At 44.5% G+C, this 10,013-nt stretch carries 6 protein-coding genes and 1 pseudogene; 5 read left to right on the plus strand and 2 right to left on the minus strand.

What is annotated here, in order from left to right; all coding sequences use genetic code 11:
* The first annotated feature begins 24 nt into the window (after nt 1-24).
* From JC606_RS18715 to JC606_RS18735, 5 genes and pseudogenes are all read left to right on the plus strand, one after another.
* Nucleotides 25-1,380, plus strand: a complete 1,356-nt coding sequence (locus JC606_RS18715; protein WP_198779158.1) for a cache domain-containing protein — start codon at nt 25-27, stop codon at nt 1,378-1,380.
* Nucleotides 1,373-2,010: pseudogene (locus JC606_RS18720) on the plus strand (response regulator). Before JC606_RS18715 ends, JC606_RS18720 begins: the two are co-directional and overlap by 8 nt.
* A 169-nt stretch (nt 2,011-2,179) precedes the next feature.
* Nucleotides 2,180-3,736 (plus strand): BCCT family transporter, encoded by a 1,557-nt coding sequence (locus tag JC606_RS18725; protein WP_198779159.1) that lies wholly within the window; start codon nt 2,180-2,182, stop codon nt 3,734-3,736.
* 313 nt (nt 3,737-4,049) lie between these two features.
* Nucleotides 4,050-5,621 (plus strand): BCCT family transporter, encoded by a 1,572-nt coding sequence (locus JC606_RS18730; RefSeq protein ID WP_102432399.1) that lies wholly within the window; start codon nt 4,050-4,052, stop codon nt 5,619-5,621.
* Between the two features lie 324 nt (nt 5,622-5,945).
* A complete protein-coding gene (locus JC606_RS18735; protein ID WP_137407488.1) occupies nt 5,946-7,829 on the plus strand; it encodes a methyl-accepting chemotaxis protein in 1,884 nt (627 codons plus the stop codon).
* Nucleotides 7,830-7,914: 85 nt separating this feature from the next.
* Here JC606_RS18735 and JC606_RS18740 read toward each other — a convergent pair whose 3' ends face one another.
* Nucleotides 7,915-9,327 (minus strand): hypothetical protein, encoded by a 1,413-nt coding sequence (locus JC606_RS18740; protein WP_198779160.1) that lies wholly within the window; start codon nt 9,325-9,327, stop codon nt 7,915-7,917.
* 197 nt (nt 9,328-9,524) lie between these two features.
* Complete coding sequence (locus JC606_RS18745) at nt 9,525-9,953, minus strand: redoxin family protein (RefSeq protein WP_233090481.1); 429 nt, start codon at nt 9,951-9,953, stop codon at nt 9,525-9,527.
* Nucleotides 9,954-10,013: the final 60 nt, after the last annotated feature.

Consider the following 10,013-nt stretch of genomic DNA (forward strand, 5'->3'; position numbering starts at 1 on the left):
AGCCGTTTTTTGTGAGGAAAAGGAATGCCTCTAAAAGCCAAACTGATTTTGCTGACGCTGCTCCCGTTGCTATTGGTAACGGCGAGTATTAGTTGGATCTCGTTACACCAAACCAAAACGTTGGGCGCGAAAGAGGTCGAAATCTTCAGAGACAGCTTAATCAAGTCACGTGAAAACACCCTCAAGGACACAGTAGACCTAGCATTCGATGCCATTGAGCACATCTACAACGACCCTGACATCCAAGAAGCCCAAGCCAAAACGGAAGTTCGAGCCATATTGTCTAAACTTAGATACGGGTCGGACGGGTATTTCTTTGCCTACGATCGCCACGGAACCAATTTAGTTCATCCGATTCAGCCTGAATTGATTGGTCAAAACTTACTTGAACTGCAAGACGAGGATGGTGACTTTCTGATAGAAGCCCTGCTAAGAGAGGCACAAACGGGCGGAGGATTTCACCAGTATTTATGGCAAAAGCCATCGACGGGTGAGGTGGTGTCTAAGTTGAGTTACGCCGTTTGGCTAGAACGCTGGGATTGGATGATTGGCACCGGTTTGTATATTGAAGATGTGCACCAAGAAGTGGCTTCAATGCAGGCTGAGATAAACAAGAATATTGAAACCACGTTCTTTTCTATTGTGGTGATTTTGAGTGTGACGGTGGCGGTTATTATCGTGCTTACCTTAGCCATCAACATGCATGAACATCGTATTGCCGATAACAACCTCAAAGAACTGGCGCATAAGACGGTGATGTTCCAAGAAGACGAGAAGAAACATCTAGCACGTGAGTTACATGATGGTATTAACCAATTATTAGTGTCGAGTCGTTGTCACTTAGAGCTACTCGGTAATAAGCTACAGAGTGAGGACCTTAAAGCACATTTGAATAAGTCACAGCATTCACTGATGCGAGCGATTGAAGAGGTGAGGCACATTTCACACCAACTTCGCCCAAGTTCACTGGATGACATAGGCTTAGAAGCGGCATTGTCTTCGTTGTTATTAGATTTTCAGGCGCACTCCGGTATTGAGGTGGAAACTTTATTTAGCACTCAACCGGGTAAGTTAAAATCAGAAGCCGCAACGACCTTGTATCGAGTGGTGCAAGAGTCATTGAACAACATAGAGAAACACGCGCAAGCGACCAAGGTAACGGTTATCGCTCAGCAAATTGGCAACGTGTTGCAACTGCTTATCCAAGATAACGGTGTTGGTTTCAATACCTATAAAGCGATGGAGAAACGAGGGATCGGACTGCGTAACATGAGAGAGCGAGTGGAGTTCATCGGTGGCGATTTTGAACTGATGAGCGAGATTGGCTTCGGAACGGAAATTACAGTGTTACTGACACTAGAGGGATTAATGAATGAGTGAAGTTATTCGAGTTGTGATTGCTGACGATCACCAAGTCGTACTGGATGGCTTTATGGCGAGATTAGAACTCGAGCCTGATATTAGCGTGATAGGCACAGCCAGTAATGGATTAGAAGCGGTTGAGACAGTGAAAACGCTGCGCCCTGATGTGGTGCTGATGGATATTAGCATGCCTATCATGAATGGTATTGATGCGACCCACCTGATTAAAGAAGAAGACCCTGAAGCCAAGGTGTTGATGCTGACCATGCATAACAACCGTGAATACATCATGAAGGTGATGCAGTCTGGTGCGGTCGGCTATATGTTGAAAGAGATTTCGGCTGAAAAAATGGTGCAGGCATCAAAACCGTCAATCAAGGTTCGACCTATTTCTGTGAAAAAGTAACGCAGAATTTGTTTACTCAGCCAATTACTCCGACGCAATCTGTGAAGAATCCATTGAGCAGACGTGAAGAAGCGGTATTGAAATTAGTCGCGAAAGGGGAGAGCAGTAAAGAGGTCGCGAAGGCACTGAATATCAGCTATCGAACGGTCGAAACCCATAGACAAAATATTAAGCATAAGCTAGATATTCACTCTACAGCAGAGCTTGCTAAGTACGCGGTCAGTTCCGGGCTTGTGGACTGATCTTACGCTAAACTACATTAAATGTGTAATTTAATTACTAAATGTGTAATTTAGGCCTCCTTTGTGGAGGTTTTTTTAGTATTTTTGCGACAGGTTGATATTCTTCTTTTCGAAATTCAAGCGCCGAATGCAATGTTGCAAACAGTGCGCTGCAAATTAGAGAGGAAGCATGGAGCCTGTAAAAGATAGGTACAGTATTGAAAATACCGATTATACAGTAGGACAAGATAACGTTCAGAAATGGGGGTTCGATGTTCATAACCCAGTATTTGGAATCAGTGCAGGAGCGATCATTATCTTCCTGTTGGCACTTCTAGTTGCAGACCCTGATACCGCAAAAGCGGCGCTTGATGGAATCAAATGGAAAGTCATCTGTAACTTCGATGGTTTCTTCATGTGGGCAGCAAACATCTTCGTTATTTTCTGTTTTGCCCTCATTGTCTCCCCGTATGGCAAGATACGTATTGGTGGCAATGATGCCAAAGCAGAGCACTCCAACCTATCTTGGATGTCGATGTTATTCGCCGCGGGAATGGGTATTGGTTTGATGTTCTGGGGTGTGGCTGAGCCAGTGGCTTACTTCACGGGTTGGTATGAAACGCCATTAGGTGTCGAAGCATATTCACCTGAAGCCGCTAAATTAGCGCTAGGCGCAACCATTTATAACTGGGGCTTACACGGCTGGGCTATCTATGCTGTTGTTGCTCTGGCACTTGCTTTCTTCACCTTCAATAAAGGTTTACCTTTATCAATCCGCTCTATTTTCTACCCTATCTTAGGTGATAGAACTTGGGGTTGGTTTGGTCATATTGTTGATATCGTTGCTGTGCTTGCAACACTGTTTGGTCTTGCAACTTCATTGGGCTTAGGTGCTCAGCAAGCAACAAGTGGTATTAACCATGTATTTGGTACCGATGGCGGTATTGGCATGCAACTGGTTGTTATCGCAGTGGTCACTTTCTTAGCGACAATGTCGGTTGTTCGTGGCATCAATGGCGGCGTAAAGGTGCTAAGTAATGTGAATATGTTGGTCGCTTTAGGCTTGCTGATTTTCGTGACGATTGCTGGTGGCATTGCTGGTATTAAAGCTATCCCAACGGCGCTGATGGGTTACGTCGAAAACTTTATTCCTCTAAGTAATCCCCATGGTCGTGGTGATGAAACTTGGATGCAAGGTTGGACGGTATTCTACTGGGCGTGGTGGATGTCTTGGTCTCCATTCGTAGGTATGTTTATCGCTCGTATTTCTAAAGGTCGTACGATTCGTGAATTCATCGTCGCGGTACTGTTCATCCCAACGACAGTGATCATTATCTGGATGGCGATTTTTGGCGGCATCGCGATAGACCAAGTGGCGAACAAGGTGGGGGAAATTGGTGTGAATGGTCTGCAAGATATTACACTTTCTCTTTTCCATACTTACGATGCGCTGCCAATGAGCTCTGTGCTTTCTGTAGTATCGATTAGTTTGATCATGGTGTTCTTTATCACCTCATCTGATTCTGGCTCGCTTGTTATCGATAGCATCACCTCGGGCGGTAAAGTCGATGCGCCAGTACCACAACGTGTATTTTGGGCGTTGATGGGCGGTGCAATTGCAGCGGTTCTACTGTGGGTTGGTGGCACGGAATCTATTCAAGCACTACAAGCTGGAACGGTCTCTATGGCGCTGCCATTTGCATTCATATTATTGCTTATGTGCCTAAGCTTATTGCTTGGTTTATGAACTGAAAATCAATTGGTTAAGCACCAAAATGCTTTGAGTTAAAAGTATTATTGAAACAACGGCCGACTTGTTCGGCCTTTTTTTCGCCAGCAATTTGAGTAATTACGTGAATATTGGATCAAAACCCATCGAACTGATTCAGGTTTACTGAAAACAATAAGTTAACCTGCTAAACTTCAGACATCCAAGTATTTGAATTATTGTGACAATAACTTGTACTACTTGGATTGTATGTTCGAGTTTGTAATTAAGTCACAGGTAAGTAAGGGATACGAGGTCAATAGACCTTATGAGTATTCCGTAGAGAGGGATAATGACTAAAGGTATAGATAAATACAGTATCGACAGTACGGATTACACTGTTGGTCAAGATAACGTCCAAAAATGGGGTTTTGATGTTCATAACCCAGTATTTGGTATCAGTGCGGGACTTATCGCTTTGTTCCTGATCGGTGTTCTTATTACAGATACCGCTTCGGCAAAGGCTGCACTAGATGGCGTTAAAGGCCAGATTATCAATTCGTTTGATTGGCTTTTCATCTGGTCGGGTAATATTTTCGTAATTTTCTGCTTAGGTTTGATTGTTTCTCCGTACGGCAAAATCCGCCTTGGTGGTGTTGATGCGACGGCAGATTATTCTTTTATGTCTTGGCTATCGATGCTGTTTGCCGCAGGTATGGGTATCGGCTTGATGTTCTGGAGTGTGGCAGAGCCAGCAGCATATTACACCGGTTTGTATGAGACTCCGTTAGGTGTTGAAGCGAATACACCAGAAGCGGCTAAGCTAGCACTAGGTGCAACCATGTATCACTGGGGACTGCACCCTTGGGCGATTTATGGTGTAGTGGCATTGTCACTGGCTTTCTTCTCTTACAACAAGGGATTACCTCTTTCAATTCGTTCTATCTTTTACCCAATCTTAGGCGATAGAGCTTGGGGCTGGGCAGGTCACATTGTTGATATTCTTGCAGTGCTTGCAACCCTATTCGGTTTGGCGACATCACTTGGCCTGGGTGCACAACAAGCGGCAAGTGGTATTCAGCATGTATTCGGCATTGAAGCGGGCTTAGGGCTGCAAGTTATTGTGATTACAGCGGTGACTTTATTGGCGGTAGTATCAGTACTTCGTGGTATTGATGGTGGCGTTAAAGTTATCAGTAACATCAACATGTTGGTTGCTTTCCTACTGCTTATCTTAGTGGCTCTAATCGGCTACGCGGTGACTTTAGGTTCTATCCCAACAACATTGATGGCATACATTGAAAACATCATTCCGCTAAGTAACCCTCACGGTCGCGAAGATGAAACGTGGATGCACGGTTGGACTGTATTCTACTGGGCTTGGTGGATCTCATGGTCTCCATTCGTAGGTATGTTTATCGCACGTGTTTCTAAAGGTCGTACCGTTCGTGAGTTCATCACAGCAGTACTGATTGTACCGACTACAGTGACTATCATTTGGATGTCAGTATTCGGTGGCATGGCGATTGACCAAATCGTGAATAACGTTGGTATTCTTGGTCAAGACGGCCTAACGGATGTATCACTAGCAATGTTCCAAATGTTTGATGCACTGCCGTTCGGTACTCTGCTTTCAATCATTGCGGTTGTATTGGTTCTAGTATTCTTCATTACATCGTCTGACTCAGGCTCTCTAGTAATCGACAGCATCACCGCGGGTGGTAAAGTTGATACACCTGTGCCTCAACGTGTGTTCTGGGCGTTCCTTGAAGGTGCGATTGCAGTGGCACTATTGTGGGTTGGTGGTACTGAAGCAGTACAAGCTCTTCAAGCTGGTGCTATCTCGACGGCGCTGCCTTTCACCATCATTCTGTTATTGATGTGTGTGAGCTTGCTAATGGGTATGCGTACAGAAAAACGCTAGCTCATAAAAGCGTGAATCGACCGTGTTATAAATACAGTCGAACGATAAATAATACGAAGGCAGGTGAGGAGACTCACCTGCCTTTTTTCTATCTATTTTCATGACAGTTTCTATACATACTTCATCGTATAGGATCTGAAATATTTTGTAATAACCATATCGTTAATAGCGCCTTGAATTTGGCGTTATGCCAACTAATTGGCATAAGCTAAGGCTATGGTTTACATAAAAATATATTCCAATATTAAATAGTGAAATCGCTCGAATTTAATACTGATATTGGGTAGTATGCGCGGGATTTCCCACCACTCGTGAAACTTTGACATGAAACTAACACTAAAACAGAAGTTAATAGGTGCTAGCCTATCTGCTGTTATAGTTATGGCAACAGCGTTGACCTGGCTATCAGCAAACCAACTATTTGAACAGACTCGTAATGGCGTATACCTACGAGCTGAAAGCGTATCAGAAGCAGCATCTGAAGGTATTAAAAACTGGATTGGTATTCGCACGGATATCGCATCAGCATTTAATGACTTTTCACGAGAAAGCGATGTTGTTCCTTTCCTAAAGCAAGCTCGCGTAGCGGGTGGTTTTGACGATATCTTTTTAGGTACACCAGAAGGTGGCATGTACCGTTCACACCCTGAACGTAATCGTGCAGATTACGATCCACGTCAACGCCCTTGGTACCAAGAAGCAAATGCAGCAGGTAAGCAGATCATTACTACGGCTTACCAAGATGCAATCACTAAAGCACTACTAGTAACCATCGCAGAACCAGTTCGTCACAATGGTCAACTTGTTGGTGTGGTAGGTGCTGACGTACTTATCGATCAATTGGTTAATGACGTTATCAGCCTAGATGTGGGTGACAATGCTCACGCAATGCTAATCGATGCGTCTGACGGCACATTCCTAGCGCACCCAGATTCAGCACTAAGCCTGAAGCCAGTAAGCCAGCTTTCTAATGACATCTCTATGCCTATTATCGAGAACGCAGTGCGTACTGGTAGCATCGAGATCATTAAAGAACGTGGCGCTGAGAAGCTGCTTTACTTCACGAAAGTACCAAACACTAACTGGATCTTCGCGGTTCAGATGGACCGAGCGACTGAAGAAGCAAACCACTCAACACTACTTACTCAGCTTATTATGACTGCTGTAGTGATCACGCTTATCGTGATCGTACTGGCTTCTTGGTTGGTGAGTTTCCTATTCCGCGACCTAAACCGAGTTTCTGCGGCACTTGAAGAGATCGCTTCAGGTGAAGGTGACCTTACTCAGCGTCTTGAGCCAAAGAGCGACGACGAAATTGGTCAGCTTGCACAAAACTTCAACCGTTTTGTGGGCAACATGCACACAATGGTGATCAAGCTAAGTGAAGTGTCTGCTGCATTGGGTAACCAAGCGCGCCAAACTGCATCACAAGCGGAAGAGCGCAGCGCTCGCATCCAGATGCAACAAGACGAAATCAACATGGTTGCAACGGCTGTTAACGAAATGGCAGCGGCAACACAAGAGATCGCGGGTAACGCAGACCACACGGCACAGAACTCATCTGAAGCGGTTGGTGCGTGTGAGCACGGTACTGGTCAAGTAACACAGACTCAAAGTTCAATCCAAAACCTTGCTCAAGAAGTTCAGATTGCGACGAACGTAATCCTAGAGCTTGAAGAACACGGTAATAGCATCAACGCTATCTTGTCTAACATTCAAGGCATCGCTGAACAGACAAACCTACTTGCACTTAACGCAGCGATTGAAGCAGCTCGTGCAGGTGAGCAAGGTCGTGGCTTTGCGGTTGTTGCTGATGAAGTTCGTGTTCTGAGCCAACGTACACACGGTTCAACACAAGAGATTCAACAGACTATCGAATTGCTACAAGGTACAACAGGCAAAGCGGTTAGCATCATGAATGACAGCCGTACTCTGGCTGAAACCAGTGTTGATGACGCAAACTCAGCGGCTGCAAGCCTAACGCAAATTCATGCTGCTGTTGAACGTATCAGCGACATGGCGACACAGATTGCTTCTGCGGCAGAAGAACAAGCTTCTGTAACGTCTGAGATTACTCGTAACACTGAGGGAATCCGTGACGTGTCTAACGAGCTAGCAGACGAAGCACACCAAGCGGCAGAGCAAGCAGCTCAGCTGTCTGAACTGTCTCACGAGCTAGAGAGCGAAATCAGTCGCTTCAAGCTGTAAGCACTAAAGCGTAAATTTAAAGCCGAATGTGGTCATCACATTCGGCTTTTTTGTGTCTCTTAGTTGGAGGCTTAGGCACTGAGTGCTAGTTGTTCGGGTAACCTGGGAACTTCGCTTTTAGATTGGCGCGAGTAGGGAAGTATTTCTCCATAAACTTCACCATCGCAGGGTCGTTCTTTTGAAGCTTTGTGAATGTCGCGGAACTTAGCTCTTGAGCGCTGTAGCCTTTGTAGTTTACGTCGTAGTAAGCGTACAGAGAGTACGCTAGGTATTCTTGATCGTATGACTCAGCGTCTAGGTCAGCTTCAACAATCGTCGAGTCTTTTCCATTTGGAAAGTAAGAGCCCGCAAGAATCGCTTTTTCATTCAGCTCATCGAGTTCTTTTTGCATCACACCCCACTTTGATGAAGGTGACTGCACCGCTAAATTCATCACACCGTAGTCGTGTACAAAGTGAATGATCTCTTCAAACGCAGCGTCTCGTTGATTTGCTAAGTCCGGCTTGTTTTCGCCTGCTGTAGTATCTGTCGTTTCAGTCGCGAATAGATCTTGGAAGCGGTAGTTTTCATCTAAGTAATCGCCCGCACCTCTGTTAGCCCAATCATCATCGTAAAAGAACGCCATCGCAGCTTTGCTGTCGTAGATCGCCTTGGTCACTTCAGCTGGGAAGTTATCAAGGTAGAACTGCATGATCTTCTTAACGTGCGCAACTTTGGCCGTGCCGTCATTCTGTGTTTTGTCTTCGATCAGTAATGGGATCTTGTAACCATGAGCTTCTACGCAACTGCGTTGCTTGATGCCATTGTTAAGCAAGTTGCCTGTTGTGTCTGAAATAACAGAACAATCACTCGTTGGTACACGAGCGAACGTCTCTGAAGCACTTTGAGCAAAGCTTGGAACAAATTGGATAGCGTTACTTAGGGTGTTACCCACGCGAACGTAAAGGTTCATCGGTCTCATCTGGTCGATATTAAACTTGTCGCCAGTGCTATCGATGATGAATTGCTTGTTGATGGTTACGGTGTCGGCTTTTTTCCAAAGAATGATGTTCTTGATGTTGTTTTCGACTTTCGCAACAGCAAGTTTTTCTGGTGTTGTGGTTGAGTTGAAGTTCTCGTAGTAAATATTAAAGTTTTCAACGTCATATGTTTTACCAGACGAGTTTGTTGCGGTTACTGTAAACGTAATGTCTGCGTCATTTTGAGTCTTATAGTTGCGCTCTGGGATACCATGAACTTGAGCAAAACCGCCGCTCGATTTTAGGTTATTACCGTACTGGGTAATATCAACGTTCACGTTTTTGTCTGCGCCATTTTTAATCGACTTTACGCTGAATTGCAGCGAGAAATTGTTGCCCAAGCTAACCACTGAGTTGGCGCTAGATGCGTCAATGACATTTTTTGAAGCACTGTTATTGTTACCGCCACCGCTTCCGCCGCCACAGGCAGTAAGCATTGTTGTAACAACAAGAGTAGGAATAATAAGTTTATTTATCATAGAGAACCAAATTATCTGCAAGCAATAAAGCTCGCATGTTACAAGAAATGGTATTTTCTCTTAGTAAGCCTTTGTAAGTTATGTATTGATAGAGCTTACAAATAATCTTTAAGTTATGTATTCGAGCTATTAATTTGCGGGAAGTAAGAAGGGTAATCAAAGTGGGCAAGCCTAAGTTGCCCACTGGTTTACTTTGCTTAGAAGTATTTTTTCGCTACTTCAACAGCTTTGTCCAAATCTGGAATCATAGTCAGCTCTGGAACTCGCTGAATATGAACGATTTTGTTGTCTTTATCGACAACGAATGTGCTACGAGCCAATAAACCAAGCTCGTTGATTTGTGTGCCTGATTCAAAACCAAAAACGTGGTCTTTGGCATCTGAAAGCAAAGTTAGGTTGTCTGTAATACCTTTCTCATTCTTGAATCGATCCAGTGCGAAAGTCGTGTCTGCACTTAGGCCGATAAATTCAATGTTATCTGTCAGTTCAGGGTTTGCTTTTACAAAGTTAGAAAGATCCTGAGCTTGTTGGTTACATACTGGTGTGTCAATCGAAGCCAGTAAACTAAAGATACGCACTTTGTCTGTTTTTGCTGTGGTATCGTACGGCTGATTTTTGTTTGTCATCAATGGGCTTTGTTGCGTAAATCGATGGAACCAAATCAAGAAGCTACGATCTGATCAGCT

Origin of the sequence: Vibrio sp. IB15 (assembly GCF_016406055.1) — a bacterium.
GTDB classification, from domain to species: Bacteria; Pseudomonadota; Gammaproteobacteria; order Enterobacterales; family Vibrionaceae; genus Vibrio; species Vibrio chagasii.